We start from the raw sequence: 24,791 nt of genomic DNA, 5'->3' as shown, positions 1-24,791 counted from the left end.
AGAAATCATGTACGCGTGTCATGTCACGTCTGTACAAAAAGATATGTTTCACCTTTAGAGGAAATTGGTATTAATTGTAGACTCTTAAATCTTTTAATTTGAGAGAGAACTTAAACTTGCTTATTCATCATCTCTACAGATACTCTCTCCTGAAGCCCTACCCTTCGGATTTTTCCCGGTTGTGTCTAGAAATCCCCTTCTTCGCTCTTCGAGAGAGGGGATGAATGGACATAAGGCTTACTGAAGACTAGACAACTAGGGGTTGGGAAAAGGTTGTTACGCATAGGTGTGGGAGTACGATCCTCCTGCAATATTTACCGCTGTCAAGAAGTGTATCCACTACCCAGTCCCTTTGAATATGCAGCACTGGTTTTCAGACTTGTAGGCGCTTAACTTGGAGCTAGTGGCACAGAATTTCCAAGCAGAATTCTGGCTTCTTATTTGTGAATTCTTTCTAATTCCAGATCAAGAAATCTTTAATTAAAGACATATATGCAAATGGAAACGAATTTAACATCAACTGCTTCTGGGAGCGACACCACAATTATTGACTCTGCGTTAACGATGGCGCAGTTTGCAGGTTTCGCACTAGGGCCTGAAGGATTAATTGTCGCTGGTGGAGCAGCCATACTGCAAACGATTTTCCATAGTTTGCTCTCATCTGAACAAAAGACAATACCAATTGCCGAACAATTAGACAAGGTACTCACCAGTGAACTAACTGCAGAAAAGATTCGCGAATCTCTGGCTAGCTTCAAACAAACCTATGCCTGGTTCAGAGAATATTATGAAAATGCTTGGAATGAAGACTTGGATGATAGCGCCGAGCTTAAAGATTTTGAAGCGAATTTAAACCTAGCGTTGGGGCCAAACTCAAACTTTCTTTTCTTTATTACGCTTCTTGAAGACCCAGAGTATGATGTGGTTGGATTTACAGCATTTTTGCTTGGGGCTTCGTTACACATTGTTTTGTTGAAAGTTGACCTGATCATCAAGAGTAGTTCTCGCCAGGTAAAAAACACACCAGCTCTACAAGTTTTAATCGATACTTTGGGAGAATATGTTGACCAAGCAAACAACACTAATACCAAGATCCAGGGAGAAATCTCAAAACGAATCGGACAAGTTACTGACGTGCAACAAAATAACGGCAATTATTCTTTTACAGACAAAGGCAAGGGCCCTAACGGAACTGTATACAACTATAACGACGAAGAGTCTGCCAAAATAGGTCGCGAGGCAGCTTTAGAGCTTTTGCAGGCTCAGTTGAATTTGAAATATTATCACGGACGCCCTGATAAGGCTCAGGCAACTATCAACGAATGGAAGAGTACCAAAACTCAATACGAAGGTTACAAAGATGACTCGAATACCTAACTGATTAACTTAGGAAGAAAACTATGGAACCACCAAAAGAACCGCCAAAAGATATAAACGAAGAATTTGAGGATAAGTCTGAAGAGCAGTACGATCAAGAAAACGAGGATATCGGTAGAGAAGCGATCGATAAACTCTACAGCGACATCAAAACGCAGCTTGAGACTTTCAATAAACGGCTTGTAGAGTTAAATAAAATACTCGACATTACCATTGAAACTCGTCTGGCACTTGATAACTTCGAGACGAAGTATAGGAACCCTGAAGGTGAACGCATCAACGGAAGTGACGAGAGGCTGAGTAAATCTGAAAAGAATGCACGTGAGCAAAAAGACAAAATCGGAGATGAAAAAAGAGCAAATCGAGAAAAATCGAGAAAAAGAATTGTAATAGCAGTATTAGGCTTATTGGTTGCAGGTGGAGTCATTGCATTCTTGATTCAGTACACACAAAATAAGGAGCCAAAGCCGACTGATCAATTCACTCAACAGGATGTGGATGATGCTAAAGCGATTATCGAGAAGTGGAAGAGCTTATCCGACGATCAGCTTTGGGAGAATATTGCCAGTTATGCAGATGGCTATAATCCTTCCTTGCAAACGCAGATGTTGATGATGGGGTATATAAAAAACTGGGCGAACACCTCTGATTTTACTTGGGATGCAACTGATAAGGCTGATTTAATCGATAAACTTAAAGATGCCTATGAAATAGAGAATAAATCCTCTGCTATCTACCGTAGCGTTGCAAAAATGACCTATAAGAACACCAACTTGCCGCGTAGTATTGCTGCCGATCTTTGCGAGTTAGCTTTAGCAGATTTACTTGCCCAAAGCCAGGAAGATAGCAATGACAATAGTAATTAGAGATAACTTTGGATTAAATCACTAGCTGAATCTTAAAGAAGTTAGATACTCATTCAGTAATTGGACGGTTCGCTAAAAACGCAAGTCATTCGGAAGCAAGAAGGTTTTTGGCTTCTTCATATCTCTATTGTTCACTTGCAAAGAATGAATACAAACCATATGAACAAGCTGTGTCTATTTCTGATTTAGGAGGGTAAAAAATGCCCACACAATTCGGATATTTTATGGTATTCCTTTCAACCACAGAAGGAACCAGCTTTAGCTCTTATATGCAACGCTATTATCGTGGGGAAGCTGTTAGTCAAACGGGTGTGAAATCCCTCGTTAAAGAACCGATATCATTCCCAGAAGTGCCGCCCTCAGCCGCTGACATTCCTCCGCTTTTTGACGAAAAGGCAGATAGATCCCACCTTCCACCCAATGTTCAAGCGTATCTTGAAAGCCGCGAGCCGCTCGCCTTAAAAGCCTTTAGGCAGAGGTTTCCGATTTTACCAGATGAAAAAATCGTCGCAGATTCAATCACAGCCCTGAGCAAAGATTGGCGTGATTATGAAGAAGGGACACTGATTTACAAACGCACCACCAACCTCGGTAGTATTGCTTTTGGCTTACCAGGTATAAGAATTGACTTGCAAAGCGGAACCACCTCTTATGCGACATTGCCAACCCACAACACACCTCTGTTAGTAGAAAATCTGGCTTTAGGCGTAGACGATACAACAGCAACAGTTATCGATGCTGCATTAACTATGGCACAGTTTGCTGGTTTTGCCTTAGGGCCTGCTGGTCTAATTCTTTCTGGTGGTGCTGCTGTCTTGCAGCTCATTTTCGGGAGATTGATGTCTAAGCAACAGGTAGATCTGCCCAAAGAAATTCAAAAGGCAGTCTCTGACGTAATTACCAAAGCCAATCTCGAAAACATTGATGCGACGATCGCCACGGATTTTGACTGGCTGAATAGTTACTACAGAGGGGCATGGGCTGATAATCCACCTACACCAACTGACGAGGAATACAGATATTTCAAGGATGCTCTGAATTTAAAGTTAAGCTCCGATACGGGCATCGTACAACAAGTTAATCTCTTGATGGAGGATGATTATAAATTTACTGGCTTTCCATTGTTTTTACTTGGTGCAGGTCTAGTTCTTGTATTGCATAAGATTCAACTCATCATCGCTAGCAGCGATAAAAAAGTGGTAGATACGACAGCTTTTAGCGGATTAATGAATGCGCTTGATAAGTATATCGATTATGGTAATGGGACAATCGCAGATATAGATCAAAAAATATCGCAGCGATTGGGTCAGGTATCGGCTGTCTATCAAGATCAAAACTGTATAAACATGGGTATGTACGGGTCTCACTGTATCAAGGAATGGGATTACAAGGACAGTAGTACGGGTGCGCTTTACCGATTTCCAAATACTTCTCCTGGTTGTGGAGCAGCCGAGACAGTCGAACACAAAGACCAAGCTGATAGTTCACATTCCACATATGTGGCAAATCTGACAGCACAATTGCTCAAACAGTATTACAACAGTGAACCCCAAAAAGCAAAAGATACGGTTAAACAATGGGAAAGTATGCGTGATGAATACAAACAATACGCTTAATAAAAAGATAATAGCGATTCGCCTTATTGAAGAAAAATGAACCAAAGCTTGATGAATGACTCCGAAGTTGCTCATCTTAACAGCAGAATGCAAAATGTGGCTTTGGTAGAACCATCTACTAAGTTTGCCAAACCATTTTTGGATATGGTGAATGAGTTTGAGCAATTCGGTGAAGACCAATATCGTACGGTTCGTTATATGGTCGAGTATAATTTTTCGGCTTATCTAGCACGTTTGATCCGTCAGTCAAAAGACTCCGAGCAACGACAACAAACAGTTCCTCTCAGCACGTACTGGTTAGTCAAAGATGATTCCTTATTGATTGGGGCAAGCAAGATCCATCATCGACTCACACCAAGGCTCAGACAGTACTACGGACACATTAGTTATCACATTCGACCCACTGCACGTCAAAAAGGATATGGAACTTATCTTCTCTTCTTGACGCTTGAAAAGGCAAAGCTGATGGAGTTAAAAGAAGTTCTGCTCACTTGTGATGCAGAAAATATAGCCTCTTCACGTATTATCCAAAAAAATGGAGGGGTTTTTCAAAATGAAACTGTAATACCCACATCAGGCACAACCATCCAGCGATACCGAATTGCATTGTAGAGACTGCAAGTAAATACGCAAAAGACAAGCAATATTAATAACAAAAGGGAGTTTTACCATGGCTGAAACAAAGATTGACCCAACATTGGAAGATGAATATGAAGACAAAACTGAGGAAGAAGTTGACGAAGAAAGTGAAGAAGTAGCCCAAAATGCCCAGAAATCTTTAAGTAACACTGGAAAGCAGTCCGCTAAGGAAATCAGCCTTATTAAAGGTAGCGATCTCAAACTTTCACAGGAGATCGATGCAAGACAACAGAAGGATGAATTAGAGCTTAGTGAGATAAATACTGGTGGGCAGGAGTTCGATCAGGACGATCCCAACTTTAAAAAGGGGAAAGAAGCCCTTGAAAAGGCTAGTGACTCCATGTCAAAGAAGCGGACGTTACGAAATTATGTTGCCAAACACTGGATTGCTCTTACTTTTGGGGTTGTCGGTGTCTTAATCTCAGCAACGGGTGTCACCATTGGGCTAGTTAGTTTTCTCCAAGCAGGCAAATCAGGTAGCGATCAAAACTTGCAAGATTTTGGCTTCACTCCTGAACAAATAGAACGTATCAAAGAACTGGTGAAGGAATGGCAGAATAAGCCTGAAGATGAATTTTGGGATATGATGGCAACTTATGTCGATACGTGGGTGCCGTCTGTAGAATCTCAGATCTTGTTCATGCGGTATACAAAGGAAATGTATGGCGATAAGCCGTGGACTTGGGATGCTGGGCAACCGGGCAATGAAGTCAATAATCTTGTATCGGTGTTTGAGAACACAAAGAAGTATTCTTCTATCTATCAAACGGCTAAAGCATACAGAGCTATCGATCCAGACAATCCGAGGCCACCTCGGAATGCTACTGCTACGATGTGCGAACTTGCACTTGGCATAATCCGAGAGAATCTTCTTCTTCAAAGTGGACACGATCTCTCTTAAAAATAGAAGGGCAAAGGATTAAATGCGATCGCGACTTCGGCTTCAATTCCAGAAGTAGGCGATCGCTCTTTATACTTTGTTGAGCTTGGCAATCTCTCCTTTAATTTTTTACTTTTGAAGTCATCTTTTATACCAAAATCTTAACCGCTTAAATACAAGTGGGAACTAAAACTCGTCCAGTATTACCTAAATTGTTATATTGTTCAAGCACTTTTATGGCAATATTTTTCCCTTCACCTGCTGCAACTAAAGCCACACAAGCACCACCAAAACCCGCACCTGTTAACTTTGCGCCAAACACTCCTGAAGTTTTCTGCAACATTTCGACCAAAGTATCTAGTGCAGTTACAGAAACTTCGTAATCATCCCGTAAGCTGGCATGGGAAGCATTCATCAATTTGCCAAAGCGTTCAGATGATACACCATGCAAAACCTCCAACACGCGATTATTTTCTGTCACCACATGATGGGCGCGACGTTGCAAAGGTTCGGGTAAAGCTTTCACTGCACTACTGTTGGTAACATCTCGCAATGCCTTAACTTTCAATAATCGTGCTGCCTCTTGACACTCAGTTCTTCTGTGGTTATACCCGCTACTTGCTAGCGTACGAGGCACACCACTGTCTATCACCACAATCTCGGCTCCAGCAGGCAAAGGTAGCATACGGCGTTCCAAAGTACGGCTATCTAAAAACAGGATATGTTCAGTGTCACCAAGGCTCGCAGCCATCTGATCCATGATGCCGCATTGCACACCAGCGTAATGAATTTCTGCTTGCTGTGCAAATTGAGCAATTTCGACATCATCAATCGCAAGATTGAGGAGTTGGCGTAATGCCCGCAGGGTTGCAACTTCCAAAGCCGCACTGCTAGACAAACCCGAACCAATCGGAATAGATGATTTAACGTACAAATTTAGCGATGGTATTGTATGCCCTTCTTGTTGTAAAACTTGAATACAGCCAAAAATATAACTTGTAAATCCCGATGGCGTATGCTTAATTTCTAGAATATCTACTCGCTCATCTAAATTTTCCGAGTAGAAATGGTGCTGTCCATCAGCACTAAAACCTAGCTGTACCATGGTTCTTTGCGGAATTGCTGTTGGCAGAACAAAACCATTATTGTAATCTGTATGTTCGCCTAATAAGTTTACTCTTCCAGGGGCGCTAGCTTCGGCTTCTGGTGGTTTAGCAAATAGTTGTTGGAAATTCATAACCACTTTCGTGATGGTGAAATCAGCAAATGTTGAACCTCCATCAATCAATTGAATTTAGGAGATATACAATTGCATATTTTATTAATTTGCACTTTAAACTCTTATACCAATGCGTGGATTTTGGAGCCACTGCGGTGGTGAACCAGCACCTGCGGAGGGAAACCCTCCACAGGCGACTGGTGAAAGGGTTCCCCGACTTGTGGCGACTGCGTACACGCGAAGCGGGTTCTCGTTAGAGTATCCGGAGGGAGGAAACCTCTGCTCAAAGCTTTTCAAGACGGATTTTGGATTAAAAACATTTTATTCCTAGGCTAGTCCAGAATTTTGAAACAAGACTCCCGTGTGCCAATTTGGTATTAGAGCTAATTTCTAAAGTTTAGCTTAAGTTTATAGGATGATTTACATAGTAACGTCATATAAAATTTCATCAGAGTACAGCAGATATAGCAAATAAAGATAAAGGCTTGTTTCTAAAATTAATCTTAAATTTACAGGTGAATTTACGTAATTTAACGTACCCGATATGACCTTTGGCTGGATCTAAAATGAAGTAGATTATTGATATGAATTTAATTTAGTAATTTGCAATTCTTCGATGATACGAGCGTAACTAACTCATTGAATTAATGTTCTTCAAAATACGACATCATTTTATTCTCAAAGCTATTTGACTTACCACTGGTACAGGTGTAGCTTGGTGGAGTTAATTGCTTTTCAATCTCAAAAATTGAGCGATCGCTCAAACTTTTCCTCCACCATAGCAATAGCAACAAGAATAAGGTTTAAGCCTCACTGCGGTTATTTTTATCCTTTTCTCCAGTTTGCTCCACAATTTCGGATGGCACTAAACCTGCACGACGAGCGTTAGACGGTAGCCCGTGAGGTTCCATTACACCCTTGGGTAAATACACCAATTCTGGCAACGGAGTCACCATTGGATCTAAATTTACTTTATAAGGGAGCCTTCCCATCGCCACACTATCGTGGTTCAATTCATGGCGATCATAGGTGCTAAGTTCGTATTCTTCTGTCATTGACAGACAATTAGTAGGGCAATATTCGACGCAGTTACCACAGAAAATACAAACACCAAAGTCAATACTGTAATGCTTGAGTGTTTTCTTTTTAGCTGCTTTGTCAAATTCCCAATCTACTACTGGCAGGTTAATAGGGCAGACGCGAACGCAAACCTCACATGAAATACATTTATCAAATTCAAAGTGAATTCGGCCTCGAAATCGTTCAGAGGGAATCAGTTTTTCGTAAGGATACTGCACTGTAATCGGACGACGTTGCATATGATCGAAAGTAACTGACAGTCCTTGCCCAATATATCTAGCTGCTTGAACAGTTTCTTTAGTGTAGTCGGCAACTTGCTTCAGGAAGTTAAACATCTAAGTCCTCCATTTTTAGAGCCGTTAATGAGCACAGTAATAGTTGTGATTAACAGCTTCCTCTGTCGAATGAAAGACCTAAAGTTAAGGTAATTTGTAATTATAATTACAAATTAAGTTTAGTTAAAGGTAGTGGACTAGGACTCACACAGCTAATTTTGTGTCTTAAACCTCTTGCACTCATTCTATGTACAAATAAATTGAACACAGATGGACACACATAAACACCGAGAAAATCTGTGTTTATCTATGGTTGTAATTAACCTAGATTGTAAATGTTGGAAGAAGTTTAGTATGTTATACCAATTCACTTTTTGAGTAAGGCATATTTAACTCCTCTAACCTCACGCCACTTTGTACCCTGCACCGAAGCGGAAGAAGGCGCGTCTACAAGTCGGGAAACCCTTACTTTCAGAAGCCACTTCGTGTCTACGCCAGTCGCCTGTGGAGGAGGACAGTCCGTTGCCAACAGAAGCGCCGTGCGGGGGTTTCCCCCGTTGGGGCGACTTCGGAGGCTTCCCCCCGTTGTAGGAACTGTCCGTTGGAAACCCTACCAAGAGCGCTGGCTCACCCCCGTAATGGCTCCTGGCAGGTGTTGGTTTTTGACAGTTAGGAGGAGTTAAAGCCGCATATGAGGTTGTACAATGAAACCAGCGTTGCAAATATGGCTACACCGATCCGGAATGTAGAGACGCGAAATTACCCTCCGGGAATGCCTGCTGTGTACGCGTAGGTACAAAATACTCCCAAGACTTGTTTTGGCTCGTGTATAGTATATTCACTCTCTACCTTGACAACAAAAGTATCCTGGCTCAAGCAGTAATTTACAAATTCTGACTGAGAGAGGAGTTTATCTTGGGATAAGTTTTACATTCTAAAATGACAAGACTTAGTAATTTCCTTACCCTCCTCTTGCTCTTCTAAATGCATACAATCTAGTTAGCTTTTATGCCATTTTTTAAATTTTTATAAAGAGGTAACTATATTTTTCTGAAATTTTATTACGATAGTTTGCTAATATTTAACAATAATCAATAATGCAATTTAAGTAATTATTTCAATTAGAGGATAAACAAATTAAAGATTTTATTTTTGTGAATATTTGAGTAGTTAGCAGATGGCAATTTTACACGGTAGTTGGTTATTACAAGATCGGGGTAGCAGTTTATTTGTTTGGGGAGAGACTTGGCGCTCTCTAGAAACGAAAATAGATCTAGGTACATTAACAAAAGTGCCATCTCATCCGTATGCAATGACAGCAGATGAATTAAATGAGTGGTTGCATTTACGTCAACTAAAACTTTCTAATTCGAGCCAAAAGTCTTTAGAGGCTCCAAATTTGGAGCCTTCACAAACAAGGCAAACCTCCAAAACAGGAACTAAGTTAAAGCACAAAGCTGCAAGTGCTGCCAATGTAATGCCAACGCGATCGCAAATTCTTGCTTTACCCACTTATTTTTCAGAAAGTGAACAACAGGGTGCAGTATTTATTTCTCCCGTACATTCGGCAATATTGGGTTCAGAAAAATCTTTTTCCCAATATCTACAACCCTGGCAAGTTGAAGGTTTTTGTTTAGAGCCACAAGATGCGATCGCCTTTTTGGCTTCTCTACCTTTGAGTATCGCCAACCAAGAAGATGATTTTGTCGGTGGAGATTTACGCTTTTGGTCACACGTTGCCCGGTGGAGTTTAGATTTAATAGCACGATGTAAATTTTTGCCCACACTTGAGCGATTCACAGATGGTTCTATTGCCGCAAAATGGCAAGCACTCCTCGACAGCGCTTTAGATGGAACTCGTCTAGATAAATTTTCTCAGCTGATGCCATTGGCGTGTCGGACGTATCATGATGTAAAAGAAGGACACGGAGACACGGGGACACGGAGACGGGGAGAAGCAGGGAATTTTGATGATTACCCCCCGTCTTTGGTTCACAACTCGCCAATATATGTAAACTTACCAATCGAACCACAAGAATTGCTGCTGGGATTTCTCAACAGTACAATCGACGTCCAAATCAGAAGTATGGTAGGTTCCCAAACTTTACTTGACACAAGAGTAATGGCGTCTCTACCACCAGTGGTGCGACAGTGGTTACAGTCTTTAACAGCTGCATCAGCCACAATTACTAGCGAACCAATTGCCTTGGAACGACTGGAAGCGGCTTTGAAGGCTTGGACGATGCCGCTACAGTATCAGTTGGGTGGAAAAAACATATTTCGCACCTGTTTTGTTCTACACCCGCCTAAGTCAAATGAAGCTGATTGGACTTTAGAATATTTCCTGCAAGCACCTGATGATGCAGAATTTTTGGTGGATGCAGAGACAATCTGGCGGCATCCGGTGGAAAGCTTTGTTTTTCAAAATCGAACTATTAAGCAACCACAAGAAACATTTCTGCGGGGATTGGGTTTAGCTTCGCGGTTGTATCCAGTATTAACACCTAGTTTGGATACCCCATATCCCCAGTCTTGTCGTCTCAATCCCATGCAAGCCTATGAATTTATCAAATCGGTAAAGTGGCGGTTTGAAGATAGTGGTTTGGGCGCAGTTTTGCCTGCGAGTTTGGCAAACCGGGAAGGATGGGCAAATCGTCTAGGTTTGAAAATTAGCGCTGAAACACCAAAAAAAAAGCAGGGGCGTCTAGGTTTACAAAGTCTTTTGAATTTTCAATGGCAATTAGCTATTGGCGGACAAACTCTTTCTAAGCAAGAATTTGATAAACTTGTGGCGCTAAATAGCCCACTGGTAGAAATAAACGGTGAATGGGTAGAGTTGCGATCGCAAGATATTAAAACAGCCCAAGCGTTTTTTGCTTCTCGCAAAGAGCAAATGGCGCTGTCGTTGGAAGATGCTTTGCGCCTGAGTACTGGGGATACACAGACGATTGAAAAATTACCAGTAGTTAGCTTTGAGGCTTCAGGTGCATTGCAGGAGTTGGTAACTACCCTGACAAATAATAAAGCACTCGAACCCCTACCTACACCCGCTAGTTTTCAAGGACAATTGCGCCCGTATCAACAGCGTGGCATGGCTTGGTTAACATTTTTAGAACGGTGGGGCTTGGGGGCGTGTCTCGCAGACGATATGGGATTGGGAAAGTGCGTGTCCAAAGATACACAAATATACGTTAATGGAGGATTAAGCACAGCAGAAGAAATCTGGCGAAACTACGCTGCTGGAGAAACGGAGTTTGACGGTGAGGGATTTTGGGCAAAACCAACCCAGGAATTAATTGTGAATTCCATAGATGAAAAAACTGGCAAAATTGTGCAAGCTTCTATCAAACGGTTGTATCGGCAGCAAGTTCGTGAAAAGATACGAAAATTAACGCTGCAAGACGGTAGCAGTGTCACCATTACCCGCCGTCATAAGTTACTTACTAATAAAGGCTGGACAAATGAGCTACAGGTAGGAGATTACGTATGCGTACCAGCCAAAATGCTTTGGCAAGGAAAACTCGAAGATCCTGATTTAGTCAAGTTTATTGCTTGGCAGATTGCTGAAGGTCATGAAATTCCTAGCTTGGGTTGCGTTACCATATCTCAAAAAGATACCAAGCAGCTAGAAGATCTACTTTATACTTTGCAGCGCTTTTCTCAACACCATGATATCAAAATTAACAGTCCGAGTATCCAAACTTTTCCTGGTAAAGTTTCTACTCTCCGAGTTCATAGTCAAGCATATCGGCGCTTTTTAGAGGCAAAGGGTTATGTTTGGGGCAAATTGTCGGCAGAAAAGTCTATTCCGTCTTTCATCATGCAGGCAGACTTACAAAGCGTGCGTATATTTTTACAAAACTATTTCGATGCTGAGTCTGCCGTTGTACCGAGTATGCGGAGTATCGAAATTGGAACAGCTTCCCCGCTACTAATTCAGCAACTTTCTGTACTGCTGCGACGCTTTGGAATTTGGTTGCGAATATCACCCAAACAGAAATGTGCAACCAATGGAACTCGGACTTTACGCACTTATTATATCGGTGTAATTGGAGGAAATTCTGCTCGTAGATTTTTGCAAGAAATTGGATTTGGCAATCTAGAAAAACAGCAGAAGTTAGAAAAAATTTGTCAGAGCGTAAGCAATACTAATGTTGAGGGAATTCCTGCTGCTGATATTGTTGCCCAAACAGTGGCAGCCACAAGTCTACCTTTGCGACATTTGGGGATGCACAATACCTTTTACATTAATGGTTCACAGCAATTTTCCAGGAATAGTTTGGAACAAGTATTAGTTGGTATAAACGGCATTCTCAGTGGAGAGACGCAACAAAAATACCAGCTACTAAAACCTTCAAAATGGACAACTCAAACTCTTGAAGCTTATGCTCGCTTAGATGTACAGCAGTTGAATTTAACAAAACAATCTTTACAACATCTGATTGACCAAGAAGTTTTTTACTGCAAGATTGAAAGTATTGAAGATGTTGAGTATGAAGGATGGGTTTACGATTTTGAAGTTAGCGAACACCATAATTTTGTTGCCAACAATATTATCTGTCATAACACCATCCAATTTATTGCATTTTTACTACACCTCAAAGAACAAAATGCCTTAGAAAATCCCACGCTGTTAGTTTGTCCAACTTCAGTTTTAGGTAACTGGGAAAGAGAAGTCAAAAAATTCGGCCCATCATTGAAAGTTTTACAGTATCACGGTGATAAACGACCTAAAGGTAAAACTTTTGAACAAGCAGCAAAGAAACATGATTTAGTTATTACTAGTTACTCACTTGTTCCTCGTGATTTAAAGTCTTTGCAGAGTATTTCTTGGCAGATAATTGTTTTAGATGAAGCTCAAAATATTAAAAATGCAGATGCGAAACAGTCACAGGCAGTGCGACAACTAGAATCGACATTTCGCATTGCTCTAACAGGAACTCCTGTAGAAAATAGACTGCAAGAATTATGGTCAATTTTAGATTTTCTCAACCCAGGATATTTAGGAAATAAGCAGTTTTTCCAGCGTCGGTTTGCCATGCCGATTGAAAAGTATGGTGATATTGCTTCGTTAAGTCAATTGCGCTCTTTAGTTCAACCATTTATTTTGCGTCGTTTAAAAACCGATCGCGAAATTATTCAAGACTTGCCAGAAAAGCAGGAAATGACAGTATTTTGCGGTTTAAGTCCCGAACAAGCAAAACTATATCAACAAGTAGTTGATGAATCTCTAGCGGAAATTGAAGATGCCGAAGGAATACAGCGCCGGGGTAAGATTTTGGCTTTACTTGTAAAGCTAAAACAAATCTGCAATCATCCAGCCCAATATTTGAAAAAAGATAGTCTTGCGGAATCTCGTTTATCTGGAAAATTATTGCGATTGCAGGAGATGCTAGAAGAAGTTTTATCGGAAGGCGATCGCGCTTTAATTTTCACTCAATTTGCTGAATGGGGCAAGCTCCTGAAGCCTTATTTAGAACAAAGCTTAGGACGAGAAACATTATTTTTGTATGGCAGTACCAGCAAAAAACAACGTGAGGAAATGATAGACCGTTTCCAACACGATCCTCAAGGCCCGCCCATCATGGTTTTGTCTTTGAAGGCAGGTGGTGTAGGACTCAATTTAACGCGTGCCAATCACGTTTTTCACTTTGATCGTTGGTGGAACCCAGCAGTAGAAAATCAAGCTACAGACAGAGTATTTCGGATTGGGCAAACCCGCAATGTGCAAGTACATAAGTTTGTTTGTACTGGAACGTTAGAAGAAAAAATTCATGACATGATTGAAAGTAAGAAACAACTAGCTGAACAAGTCGTAGATGCAGGGGAAGAATGGTTAACTGAACTAGATACAGATCAACTTCGCAACTTATTATTACTTGACCGTAGTGCAGTTATCGCAGATGAAGATGAAGATTAAGAGGGTACAGGGAAAATATTTTTCCTTCTGCCTTCTGCCTCTTTGAAGCTTTGAGCCTCCTTCTGGAGGAGCAACGCTTTCGGAGGAAACCTCCGCACCCTTACGGGAAGTCGCTCCGCGCCTACAAACTTCTCTCTGCCTTCTGCCTGATAAATAGGAGAAAAACATGACTAATGAAACACTACAAGCTAGCCGGGAATGGTGGTCACAACGTTGGTTAGAATTACTAGATTCCTATCGTTTTAAAAAGCGTTTAGAACGCGGTAGGAATTATGCCCGTCAAGGTAATGTGCTTAGTATTGATTTTCAAGGTGCAAAAGTTTTAGCTAGAGTCCAAGGTAGTGAAGCTGAACCATATAAAGTTTCTCTTTCTCTTGACTCGTTTAATGAAGAACAGTGGAATTATATAGTTGAAACTATGTCTCAAAAGGCAATTTTTGCTGCTAAATTATTGGCAGGAGAAATGCCACAAAATATAGAAGAAGTTTTTACTACTAATGGTCTTTCACTATTTCCCTTTACCTTAGCTGATGTTCATAGTAGATGTTCTTGTCCTGATAAAGCCAATCCTTGCAAACATATTGCCGCAGTTTATTACCAATTAGGCGATCGCTTCAGTGAAGATCCGTTTGTATTATTTCAATTACGAGGACGTACAAAAGAGCAAGTTATCAGCGATTTACGCCAATTACGCAACGCCAACACTAAAGTTTCTGAAGTAGAAACATCTGAATTAAAAGAGTTAACTTCTCAAAATCAATATACTAATATTGACATTTTTTGGCAATATAAAGAATCGTTAGAGCCATCCTTAGTTGTAATTACACCATCAACTAGTGAGACAGTTTTAGATGTATTAGGGGCAATTCCCTTAGCAAAGGAAGAAGAAAATCTCGCTAGCTTGACTGCGTCTGATGTGGTAATGAAATATTTAGATACACTTTATAAAGATGTGAGCCAAAAAGCTATGCTATCGGCGATGAAAGTGGGAGAAAATTAAGTAACATCATGTCCGTTAAGCTCATCCCCCGACTGAAGTCTGGGGGATGAAAGCGGGCCGAAGTGAATTGGGAATTGGGCATTGGCCAATGCATGAATGCCCTTTGCCCCTTGCCCCAAGACGACGGACGACGGTTCTGAGCGCCCCTTAAAGGAACGGGCTTCCCCGTCGTCTTTTGGTGAATCAAACTGAATAAAAATGTTTGCTCCTAGTGAGGACTAAAGTCCTCAAGCCACGACTGAAGTCTTTACTACAAACTGTTTATTATGGTTGATTTGGCGAACATCATATACATCACATAAAGTACGAATTAATAAAATATTTTATTCTTTAGTCTTTAGTCTTTATCCTTCAGACTTACCTTTGATTCCCTTAAATCTTTCTTTCGCTTCCTGGAAAGCTTCCTGCATCACAGACTGAATTTTCTTTGGATCTGGTTTCTTTCCACCCATTAACTCACCAAAGTAAACACACGCTGCTTCACCAAGCGACCAAGTGTAGGCAGCTGCCCAATATGCAGCAATTACGCTACCAAAACCAGGTAGGAATTTGACTAATTCTCGCCCGATCGCTTTTGCTAAAAAGCCACCAGCGATCGTACTTACCAAACCTCCTGCCTGTGATGGCGTTAAACTTTGTCCATATAAATTTCCTAATAAACCTACCATAGATACCTGCAATGCAGTTAATACAGGCATAGTGGCAAATGGCAAAGGCACAGATGCGATTGTAGCGGCTGCGATCGCGAATGCTAGCATATAACGCCGCCCAACATCTCTGTAGAGATTGCCAATTTTCTCACCAGCTTTCTTATCCAATAACTGATAAATGGCACCAGCTTCGGCTTCCGGAAGAAGTTCTGCCAAGGCATCTCTGAATGCTTCTAAGCCATAAAATACAGGCGTGTAGCCATCTTCTTCCAATGTGAAGTCAATCAGAATCGCGCGATCGTACAAATCAGTAAAAGCTTGCTGCATTGCATCAAAAGCTCGATTTACTTCCTCATAGTCAGGTGGATAGGCAGGATGATCAGTAACATCAGGAGGATAGACTTCATGCAAGCAGGTGACAGCCAACAAACAAGGAATGTTTGGATACTGCTGACGCAGTTGTTGGGCAATTTGCCGGAGTGCATCAGTCGCAAAATCATTGATTTTAACAGTGAGAACGAGTATTCTCGCACCAAGGCTTTCCTGTTGCAGATCACCAATCAGTTCTTGAATAATTGTTTCAGTATCCTGCTTGACATCGCCTAACCCCACTGTATCTGTAAAAATGAGCAATGGCAGATCCTTAGAAGGATAGGCGTAACGCTCAGTATGTTGCGTATGAGGGCGATATCCTTGACCAACAATTTCGGCAGAAACTCCCGTTAATCCCCGCACAATTGAACTTTTTCCAGCTTGCGGTTTACCAATCAACAGTGCTTCTGTAGTTGGCAGTTCTGAGCGAACGGTTTCTAATATCTCTGCAATTTGAGCTTCGCTGACACTAAACAATTTAATTACTGTCTGTGCTAGTTGCTCTACAGGAAGAAGTTGCAACAAGCGTGCTGTTGTCTTATCCCAAACAGCAGCAATGGACTTTTTCGACACATCAGCTGATTTAGTTGTAGCATCAGTTGGTTCTCCGGATTGCTGAGAATCAACCGAAGACGAGTCAGTATTACGTTGCTCAGTCATTCTCGCCACAAAAGCAGATAGATTTAGAATCGTTCCTATCTATCTAGATTACACAACTTTTTATCAGTGGAAGTTAATAATCGTAATTGCTACCAAAGTTACTTCTTTGAGCGTTGCCAACCACTCCTAAAACGTTCATTCTAGCCATTTTCAGGCTATCTAAAGCTTGTTTAAGTACAGAGGAGTTTGTTTTTTCCATCCTGACAACCATCAAAATGCCATCAGTATGGGGTGCCAACAAGCTAGCATCAGCTAATCCAACTACGGGAGGAGCGTCATAAATCACTAAGTCATAGTTTTTATGGAATTCTCCTATGATTCGCTTCATCTTTTCAGACGAAAACAATTTTGTTGGATCTGGTGGTATGGGGCCAGCAGTTAGTACTGATAATTGTTTCATAAAAGGCGCTTGTTGAATCGCCTCTGTGACTGGCACGTTTGTAGAAATTAAATTACTTAATCCCCAATTATTTTTTAAATTCGAGAGATTATGAATCACGGGTTGACGCAAATCGGCATCCACAAGTAGCACTTTTTGCCCCATCGCACAGGCAATCTGAGCTAAATGAAATGCCACCGTTGATTTACCATCTCCACTCATGGCTGAACTAATAACTATGGAGCGAATTGGGCGATCGCTACTAAGTAGTTGAATATTTGTATAAAGTACACGTACAGCTTCCACAAATTTTGAGCCATAGATGCTGGAGGTGCGATCGCTTACACTAGACACAGAAATATTTGTTGGCAAGGAATCCGGCACAGTTCGTGTAAATACTCTTTGTACGGAAGTATAGAACTGACTTACTTGCAAATGATTTTCAAAAGGTAGAACTCCTAGTAATGGCTCTTTAATCTTCTTCTTCAGAGAATTGGCACTATGGTAAGTATTATCCAATTTTTCTAGCAGTAAGGCAACGCCAACTCCCAAGAGTAAGCTGACCAAAAATCCTGTCATTAAATTACGTTGAATATTTGGAGAAACAGGAATTTTCGGTTGAATAGGCGGTTGGATTAACTGCCACGGAAGCTCTGACTGTGCTACCTGAACTTGTAGAGTTTCGCGGGTATTTAGAAAACGACTCAAGCTGTCTGTTGCCACCTGTAATTTACGCTGCAATTCAGTGTATTGCCGTGTTATAACTGGCAGCTGCTTACGTTGTTCTTCAAGTTTCTGCTCTGCTTTAGCAAGTTCTTGACTCTGCACTTCTAGTGCTTGAACTTGAGTAGTTGCCTGTGCAAGTTTCGTACCCATATAGCGTCGCGCTTCTTGCTGTAACAAAGGCAACAGACTTTCACGTTTTGCCTTTAATGTTTGAATTGTGGGATTATTCTCTTGTAAGCGAGTTAACTCACCAGCTATTTGAATTTCCACTTGCCGCAACTGACTAAGTAACTGCTGATATAAAGGAGCATCAATTAGTGCCGCCTGTTCACCTTGTTTTTGTCTTAAGGCGGTTAAATTAGCGCGAGCGGCAGCTAACTGCTGATTAATTGCTTGTCTTTGTGTGGACAAATTAGCACTTTGAGCAGTAATTTGCTCTGCCTGGGTGGCTGGATTTACAAAGCCATATCTTTGTTGAAAAACTTGCTGCTCTCTTTGAAGCTGATCAACACGCTTCTGCATAGATCGCAGTTGCTCTTCAACAAAACTTAGCCCCTGACGCAAACTAGTTTGCCGCTGTTCTAGGCTGTATTCTAAATAATCATTAGCAATGTGGTCTAGTACAACTTTCGCTCGTTTTGGATCTTCATTTACATACCGGACATCTAAAATCTTTGTTTCACGTAGCCGAGTAATATTTAAAGATTTTATTAGGGAATTATAGGTGATGTCTGGGTACAAGCTCTGCAAGCGCCGAACAATTTTTGTCATTAACTCTGGGCTTCTGAGAACTTGTATTTGGCTATCGTAATCTAAACCAGCTTTAGGTTCTTGGTTAGAATTTTGACCAGAGTTAAGAACCAACTGCCTGCTGTCAACGTTGAGAGGCTCTACTAGTAGCCGAAAACTACTTTCGTATAATTTTTCTTGTTTAAAAGTTAAATATACAACACTGCCCATCACAACAGTTGCTATCCCAGCAATAACCAGCGATCTACGCCGGAGCAAACTCAGAAAATCTCGTAAACTCCAATCGTCCCCTTGCTCTTCCAACCGCGCTAAAGATTGGGAATAACTAACTTGCTGTGATAAAAGGTTTGGATTCTGATTAAGATTCGAGGGTTGAGAAGAATTATCCATGATTGTATTAAAACTTGATTAAATACTGAGATATGATTCATATAACAGTTTGATATCATTCAGAACCCAACTGTAACCGTGAGCATAAAGCGGGATATGCAGTAAGGTTGACAGAATATGCTTATTAACTGCTCAAAGTTGTATAGTTCCTCTGGAAAGACTAACAATATCTACACATCTATATTTGACAAAAGTATATCATTGCTCTTTCACTTCATTTGCGACTTCACTTCAGCTGAATTATTTATAAATTGACCTTTAGCTAAACCAGCTAGTGGTTAACTAAAAGCTTGAAAATTTGGAGATAGGCTAGTTGCAGTACTTTTTCACTACGTTTACCCAGAGTCATATGAAAACTAAATTGTGTAACTTATTAATCAAGCTATTAACCTTGTAATATGCATTATTATTAACCAACAGATATTGATTATATTAAGATTAAAGTATTATATTTAACTTGTATTACTTAAGTGATTTATATGGCTTGCAAAAAGCAATTTCTATTTTTTATCAATGATTTGAAGTTCTAGCTTTCCATATACTACAATCTATAATACATATATATACTGTATAAAATATTTTGCTGAAAACTCAATTTGCGTGTGTCAAAATAAACATAATTTTCATAAAAATTCAGTAGAAAGGTTCAGTATCAAATTATTTTTAGACATGATAATATACCCCCTAGTACAGATAAGGTACAAATGAGTATGTCCAATAACTTGTCTTATTTAGATTTTGAGTTCCAAAACGCAGAACTTCGGTGCTGACATGCTCTCAATGATTTCTTTTACATGGAGTTAAATCAACTGAAACCATTTAAATAAACCATAGATTACTTCAATCCTTTAATTGTTGCGTCTTTAAAATTCAGAAAAAAGCTTTAATTTCTACGAATATACCTCAACTTATCGTATGTCTATAGAAAGTAGGTAAAGTATGTAGTTTTAATTTTTCCATTATAGAACCGAAGATTTAGTAGCATACCCTGCTGGAAAGCTTTACTTACAACTGTTGATAATTGAATCCTTTAACATTTTAACTGTTGGTCTAACCGAAATATAAAGTGTACAAATGTAGATTCTTTGGTGTGGACATTTTACTTCGTTTGGGACGGGCTAGAAACTCTTTAAGTTTCCAAGAGTGGGGAAACCCTCACAACCCAACCGTTACATCCCATAGGAAGTTTATATTACAACATTTTAGTCTTGTTATGCCACTAGAGCACTAGCACTGAGTCTAAATCTACCTTCTTTGAACCAACAGATACTAGTTTTGGAGTTAAGTTGAGTGTCAAAACTTCTAATTAAACATCTCAAAGAGAAGAATATGTCAGGAGAATTTAAAGTTGCCATGAAGTTTTTTTGGAAAAATTCTATTTTTTACAAAAACTTTATGTATATTTATCGAAATAGCAAGGTAGGATGCTAAAGGTAAAACTAGAGTAATCAAAAATACTCTCACTTATAACTTTTTAAGTGTAGGTTGTAATTATAAAGCCAACATAAGCTTGCTAATTACAATGTAGAAAAAATAAATAAAACTAATGCTTTTGAATCTGCAATTTATTCTTGCATATTTATCAGTTTTTGAATGATTTGCAAACGTTGAGGTTCAAAGCGTAAATTGTTACTAAGTTTTTGAATGGTAACAATGATACTTTAAAAACTGTATTTCCATAGTAGAAAGTAAGGACACACCCCCAGTGAGTAAGTTAATAAAAAAATCCATTTAAGATTCATCTATATGAAAATTCTAGCTTCTAGAAGCTAATCATCATTAGCTAGAATACTGTATTTATTTACATTGTCTGTAATAACTTTGGTTGTTTACAGAAGTGTCTAATGAAGATTCTTGGATTAGGATGAGCAGATGACACTAAGTGAATGGATTAATCAAAAAATTTTTCTACCTAGCTCTAGTGGTTCAGAGGTTGAAAATCAACGTTTTAACAAAACTAGAAAATCTATTAGCTTGTCTGTAATTACTCAATTTTTTCCTCCAGATTACGCAGCTACTGGACAACTGATAGAAGAGCTTGTCAGCCAATTAGGACAACAAGGTGTAGACATTGAGGTTTTTACAGGTCAGCCAGGATACGCGTTTAGATCTGCAAATGCCCCAGCTATTGAGAGATTTGATAGGGTACTGGTTAAAAGATCACGCACTGCTCAATTATGGCCGGGGCGGATTCGTGGCAAAGCCGTAAATGGAGTTCTTTTTACCTTACGTGCTATAGTTCACGTAATTAGAAATAGTCGTCACTGCAATTTATTATTGCTGACTACAGCACCTCCATTTTTGCCGATAGTCGGTTATCTTGCTTATATTTTGTTCCGACGTCCCTATGTTTGCATACTCTACGACCTTTATCCAGATATTGCGATCGCCCTGAATGTAATTCCACGCAACCACTGGCTAGCAAGACTTTGGCAAAAGCTCAATCAGTTAGTTTGGCAGAAATCTCAAGCGCTCGTGGTTCTTAGTCCTGCCATGAAACAGCGAGTAACTGCAATTTGTCCACAGGTTGCTGAGAAAGTTTTTGTGATCCACAGTTGGGGAGATCCTGACCTAATTGTACCCATTGCCAAACAGGAAAACTGGTTTGCTTGGAAATACGATCTCGTTAATAAATTTACCGTTGTCTATTCAGGCAATATGGGTCGCTGTCACGATATGGATACAATCCTGGAAACAGCGAAAATACTCAAAGATGAGCCAATTCAGTTTGTATTTGTTGGCGGCGGGGCAAAACGGGAAGAGTTAAGCAAAAAGGCTAATCAATTAGGATTAAGCAACTTTTTATTCATACCGTACCAGGACAAAAACGTCCTGCCCTACTCTTTAACGGCAGGTGATTTATCTCTTGTAAGTGTGGATGCAGGGATGGAAAGTCTTGTTGCTCCTAGCAAACTTTATCCAATGTTAGCAACCGCAAGACCAGTGGCAGTAATTTGTTCCCAGTATTCATATCTGACACAACTCATTGCAGAAGCCAACTGTGGCGCTACTTTTGAGAATGGAGACAGTTATAGTTTGGCTAATTTTATTCGCCTACTTAGCCAGGATAAGGAATTAGCCAAGCGGATGGGAAAAGCAGGGCGTAAGTATATGCGATCGCATTTTACGCCTCAAATTATTTCTCAACAATATCTGGATGTTTTAAAAAAATCTTTAGGAATATAACAGATGATTAGATAAATATTATGGAGCTATGGCGCTTTGGTGCTTTAATACAAAGTTATATAAAGCATAATGCGGCCCAAAATTACTTAAATTAAATTGAATATTTTTTATTAATTTGGGAGTGGGCTTCGATGGTCTTTTTGATCTCAGTCTCTCCAACGTAACCTTCTAAATTTTAGATAGGAGGCCGAATTGCGGAGAAGGTGTGACCGAAATCGGAAGCGATCTAAGCGACGAGCTATATATTGTCCCATACATGGGTGCTATCTCAATAGCATGAGTCAGAAATATCAGCTCTATGCAGATCGTCCAGGGCAATTACAACAAAGGGGGATAAATAGACGCATTGCACTGATGTTACTAGCAAATCAAGCAGCAGTTCCTCTAGAGGGAGAATGGATAGAAGCATTTTGGTGCGAACAATGTCAGCAGACAAGTTGGTATCATATTCGCAAGCTACAAGAGCGTACCTATGAAGTCTTAGTCCCACCACCAGAAATTTGGCAGCAGGTTACAGGAGTCATAGATCCCCAAGGAAATCCATCTGTTGGAGAATTTACTCGCAGACATGCACGACTTGTTGGCTTCAACGGGCTAAAGGATTTTCAGTTTGTGGGGTAAATTTTAGTTGCAACAATTATCAATCATATTATGAGTACTCAAAATATTGCCTCCCAGCAGGAACTCGTGATAGAAGCTGGACGCACTGAACGGCAGTATTGGAAAGACTTGTGGCGTTATCGTGAACTTTTCTACTTTCTTGCCTGGCGTGACATTCTAGTACGTTACAAGCAAACAGCGATCGGCATTGCTTGGGCGCTGATTCGACCATTTTTGACAATGGTGGTATTTACTGTAGTGTTCGGAAATTTAGCAAAATTGCCTTCACAAGGAGCGCCATATCCGATTTTAGTGTTTGCTGCCATGCTACCTTGGCAGTTTTTTGCTAATGCTTTGAGTGAGTGCAGTAACAGCTTGATTACAAATGCCAACCTGATATCCAAGGTTTACTTTCCCAGGTTGATTGTCCCTACTAGTGCAGTAATTGTCAGTTTTGTAGATTTTATGGTTTCCGGCATGATTCTGCTGGGACTAATGGCTTGGTACAACTTTGTACCTGACTGGCGTATTTTGACACTCCCCTTGTTTATATTGATTGCCTTTGCGGCATCGATGGGTGCAGGCTTGTGGCTAGCAGCTTTAAATGTGGAATATCGAGACTTCCGCTATGTAGTACCATTTTTTGTACAGTTTGGTCTATATATTTCTCCAGTTGGCTTTAGCAGCAGCATTGTTCCTGAAAAGTGGCGGTTACTATATTCACTCAACCCCATGGTAGGAGTAATAGACGGTTTCCGTTGGGCAATTTTGGGTGGTGACTCACGGATATATTTGCCTGGTTTTGCTCTTTCTCTAACGCTAGTAATTTTACTTCTGTGGAGTGGCATCTGGTATTTCCGCAAAATGGAACGTACTTTTGCAGACGTGATTTAAGAGTGTGGTTGAGGTAGGAGTTTGCTAGATGTCAGATACTATTATCCAGGTAGAGAACTTAAGTAAAAAATACCTTCTGAGCCATAAACAAGAGGGAAGATTTCGTTATAAGACATTGCGTGGAGCAATGGCAAATGCAGCCAAGTTTGTTGGTAGTGCCTTCAACCCCCGTGGCAAGAAAGAAGTAAACTCAAATCTTGAAGAGTTTTGGGCATTAAAGGATATTTCATTTGAGATTAAGCAGGGTGATAAAGTTGGCATTATTGGGCGGAATGGAGCAGGAAAATCAACTTTATTAAAAATTCTTAGCAGGATTACAGAACCAACTAAAGGAAGAATCTCGATTAAGGGTAGAGTAGCAAGTTTATTGGAAGTTGGAACAGGTTTTCACCCAGAGTTAACAGGTAGAGAAAATATTTTTCTCAATGGTGCGATTTTGGGAATGAGTAAGGTGGAGATCCAACAAAAATTTGATGAAATTGTTGCTTTTGCAGAGGTTGAAAAATTTTTAGATACACCTGTAAAGCGATATTCATCAGGTATGTATGTGCGGTTGGCATTTGCAGTAGCTGCTCATTTAGAACCAGAGATTTTGATTGTAGATGAAGTCTTAGCTGTTGGAGATGCACAATTTCAGAAGAAATGTTTAGGCAAAATGGAGGATGTAGGAAGAGAAGGGCGAACTGTGTTATTTGTCAGTCATAACATGAGTACGATTCAATCGCTGTGTTCACGTTGTATTTTGCTTAAAAAAGGACAAATAACTACAGATGACCAATCAGATTTGGTTATTCAGCATTACCTACAAGATGCCTCTGTTTCAAACAGTTTTGTCCGTTCTCCCCAAAAGAATGGGAAGCCTACAATTATCTCAGGCAAGATAATATCTGCCGCTAAATTTGAACATACAAAGATTCAGATTGATTTAGAGATTTTTACAGAATTAAATTGTAATGTAGCCTTAAGCTTGAGATTATATGATGCTATGCTTATCCCGGTTGGTTATGGTGAGTTCGGAGAATCTCAACCTAACCAGTTAGTAGAATTAAGCCCAGGCTTGAACACAGTTTCCTTTCACCTCCCAATCAACCAACTTGCTCTAGGCTCATACTTTATTAGCTTAGATTTAAGCTTGCCTTGGATTGAATATTTTGACCGTGTTGAAAGTTGTCTTTTCTTTGAAGTAGCTCGCCCTCCTCATGATGATGCGAACCATGTTTTATCTCAATCTTGGGGTTTTGGGTGTATAGATTTTCCGTTGGAATTTGTTTAAAAATACTAGTAAATGTACTAAATAATTCAGTTTATTTCT

17 protein-coding genes are annotated in these 24,791 nt (G+C 40.2%); 12 read left to right on the top strand and 5 right to left on the bottom strand.

Features of this window, described 5'->3' with window-relative positions; all coding sequences use genetic code 11:
- Nucleotides 1–492: 492 nt before the first annotated feature.
- The 5 genes from QUB80_RS02895 (at nucleotide 493) to QUB80_RS02875 (ending at nucleotide 5,399) form a co-directional block, all read left to right on the top strand.
- Nucleotides 493–1,377, top strand: coding sequence for a hypothetical protein (locus QUB80_RS02895; protein ID WP_289787981.1), 885 nt, complete (start codon nucleotides 493–495; stop codon nucleotides 1,375–1,377).
- Nucleotides 1,378–1,400: 23 nt separating this feature from the next.
- Nucleotides 1,401–2,243, top strand: a complete 843-nt coding sequence (locus QUB80_RS02890; protein ID WP_289787980.1) for a hypothetical protein — start codon at nucleotides 1,401–1,403, stop codon at nucleotides 2,241–2,243.
- Between the two features lie 200 nt (nucleotides 2,244–2,443).
- A complete protein-coding gene (locus QUB80_RS02885; RefSeq protein WP_289787978.1) occupies nucleotides 2,444–3,859 on the top strand; it encodes a hypothetical protein in 1,416 nt (471 codons plus the stop codon).
- A gap of 36 nt (nucleotides 3,860–3,895) precedes the next feature.
- Entirely contained in the window at nucleotides 3,896–4,471 is a 576-nt protein-coding gene (locus QUB80_RS02880) for a GNAT family N-acetyltransferase (protein WP_289787977.1), read from the top strand.
- Between the two features lie 58 nt (nucleotides 4,472–4,529).
- Nucleotides 4,530–5,399: a hypothetical protein gene (locus tag QUB80_RS02875; protein WP_289787976.1), complete on the top strand. Its 870-nt coding sequence runs from the start codon at nucleotides 4,530–4,532 to the stop codon at nucleotides 5,397–5,399.
- Nucleotides 5,400–5,547: 148 nt separating this feature from the next.
- On the opposite strand, the gene galK is transcribed toward QUB80_RS02875, so the two are convergent.
- From galK to ndhI, 3 genes are all read right to left on the bottom strand, one after another.
- On the bottom strand, nucleotides 5,548–6,615 hold the full coding sequence (gene galK, locus QUB80_RS02870; protein ID WP_289787975.1) for a galactokinase: 1,068 nt from the start codon (nucleotides 6,613–6,615) through the stop codon (nucleotides 5,548–5,550).
- Nucleotides 6,616–6,711: 96 nt separating this feature from the next.
- The gene (locus QUB80_RS02865; protein WP_289787974.1) at nucleotides 6,712–6,894 is read right to left on the bottom strand and encodes a hypothetical protein; all 183 of its coding nucleotides are present in this window, start codon (nucleotides 6,892–6,894) and stop codon (nucleotides 6,712–6,714) included.
- Nucleotides 6,895–7,400: 506 nt separating this feature from the next.
- The gene (ndhI, locus tag QUB80_RS02860) at nucleotides 7,401–8,012 is read right to left on the bottom strand and encodes an NAD(P)H-quinone oxidoreductase subunit I (RefSeq protein ID WP_289787973.1); all 612 of its coding nucleotides are present in this window, start codon (nucleotides 8,010–8,012) and stop codon (nucleotides 7,401–7,403) included.
- A gap of 314 nt (nucleotides 8,013–8,326) precedes the next feature.
- Between ndhI and QUB80_RS02855 the strand changes: the two genes are divergently transcribed.
- From QUB80_RS02855 to QUB80_RS02845, 3 genes are all read left to right on the top strand, one after another.
- The gene (locus QUB80_RS02855) at nucleotides 8,327–8,635 is read left to right on the top strand and encodes a hypothetical protein (protein ID WP_289787972.1); all 309 of its coding nucleotides are present in this window, start codon (nucleotides 8,327–8,329) and stop codon (nucleotides 8,633–8,635) included.
- Between the two features lie 494 nt (nucleotides 8,636–9,129).
- Nucleotides 9,130–13,872, top strand: coding sequence for a sll1366 family intein-prone helicase (locus QUB80_RS02850; RefSeq protein WP_289787971.1), 4,743 nt, complete (start codon nucleotides 9,130–9,132; stop codon nucleotides 13,870–13,872).
- A gap of 166 nt (nucleotides 13,873–14,038) precedes the next feature.
- On the top strand, nucleotides 14,039–14,872 hold the full coding sequence (locus QUB80_RS02845) for an SWIM zinc finger family protein (protein WP_289787970.1): 834 nt from the start codon (nucleotides 14,039–14,041) through the stop codon (nucleotides 14,870–14,872).
- A gap of 344 nt (nucleotides 14,873–15,216) precedes the next feature.
- Here QUB80_RS02845 and QUB80_RS02840 read toward each other — a convergent pair whose 3' ends face one another.
- Together QUB80_RS02840 and QUB80_RS02835 are read right to left on the bottom strand one after the other, a co-directional pair.
- Nucleotides 15,217–16,554: a GTPase family protein gene (locus QUB80_RS02840; RefSeq protein WP_289787969.1), complete on the bottom strand. Its 1,338-nt coding sequence runs from the start codon at nucleotides 16,552–16,554 to the stop codon at nucleotides 15,217–15,219.
- Nucleotides 16,555–16,627: 73 nt separating this feature from the next.
- A complete protein-coding gene (locus tag QUB80_RS02835; protein ID WP_289787968.1) occupies nucleotides 16,628–18,799 on the bottom strand; it encodes a GumC family protein in 2,172 nt (723 codons plus the stop codon).
- Nucleotides 18,800–20,671: 1,872 nt separating this feature from the next.
- On the opposite strand from QUB80_RS02835, the gene QUB80_RS02830 reads away from it, so the two are divergent.
- The 4 genes from QUB80_RS02830 to QUB80_RS02815 all read left to right on the top strand — a co-directional run bounded on the left by QUB80_RS02830 (nucleotide 20,672) and on the right by QUB80_RS02815 (nucleotide 24,752).
- Nucleotides 20,672–21,985, top strand: a complete 1,314-nt coding sequence (locus QUB80_RS02830) for a glycosyltransferase family 4 protein (RefSeq protein WP_289787967.1) — start codon at nucleotides 20,672–20,674, stop codon at nucleotides 21,983–21,985.
- A gap of 192 nt (nucleotides 21,986–22,177) precedes the next feature.
- Complete coding sequence (locus tag QUB80_RS02825) at nucleotides 22,178–22,606, top strand: hypothetical protein (RefSeq protein ID WP_289787966.1); 429 nt, start codon at nucleotides 22,178–22,180, stop codon at nucleotides 22,604–22,606.
- 30 nt (nucleotides 22,607–22,636) lie between these two features.
- Complete coding sequence (locus QUB80_RS02820) at nucleotides 22,637–23,479, top strand: ABC transporter permease (RefSeq protein WP_289787965.1); 843 nt, start codon at nucleotides 22,637–22,639, stop codon at nucleotides 23,477–23,479.
- Nucleotides 23,480–23,507: 28 nt separating this feature from the next.
- A complete protein-coding gene (locus QUB80_RS02815) occupies nucleotides 23,508–24,752 on the top strand; it encodes an ABC transporter ATP-binding protein (protein WP_289787964.1) in 1,245 nt (414 codons plus the stop codon).
- Nucleotides 24,753–24,791: the final 39 nt, after the last annotated feature.

Origin of the sequence: Chlorogloeopsis sp. ULAP01 (assembly GCF_030381805.1) — a bacterium.
GTDB lineage: Bacteria > Cyanobacteriota > Cyanobacteriia > Cyanobacteriales > Nostocaceae > Chlorogloeopsis.
Note: the sequence above shows the minus strand (reverse complement) of the source record. Positions and strands in the feature narration are given on the sequence as shown.